We start from the raw sequence: 568 nt of genomic DNA on the forward strand, positions 1-568 counted from the left end.
GGCTTGGGGCTGCCTTTCTGGTTCTAGGAATGGTATGTCTCGTGCCGCAGAAGATTTCTGCAGTGCTAAAGCCGTTCGCGGGAGTCGGACGTGTAGCGTTGACGATGTATGCAGCTCAGTTTGTTGTCATATGGGCTCTTGAAATCTCGGGGGCCAAGTATGATATCGGGGCAATTCCATTCGGTGATCTGTTCGTCGCGGCCGTGGCGACGGTGACAGGGTGGCTGATTGCACGGCTTCCTACCGGTCCGCTCGAGACAGCGATGCGACGCTTTGACCGGGCATTCAGCAATTTGGGACCCGTCACGGGACCGGCGAGACTGAGATAGGCGGTCTTCAACATGTTGCCTGAAGGAACCGAGAGGCAGCTCCTTCAGGATTTTAGCCTGTCGAGAGGAATATGCAGTGGATGAGTTCATGCTGAACCAGAGTCCGAGGAAACTTGTATAACCAAAAGTTCTACAGGCCTTTGTTTATCTATAAATGAAATCCAGCTAAGACCCCTCACCCTTGTATCGTCTTTTCTCTTATTACAATTTGAAAATATTAAGAAATGGGGATGTGTTTA

Annotated in this window: 1 protein-coding gene; it reads left to right on the plus strand. The window is 50.5% G+C overall.

Annotated elements, in window-relative coordinates; translation table 11 throughout:
* Nucleotides 1-329 (plus strand): DUF418 domain-containing protein (locus tag ACWHAR_RS30375; protein WP_452088846.1); only part of this gene is annotated, 329 nt, incomplete at its 5' end.
* Nucleotides 330-568: the final 239 nt, after the last annotated feature.

This window comes from Bacillus sp. LR--39 (genome assembly GCF_053613335.1).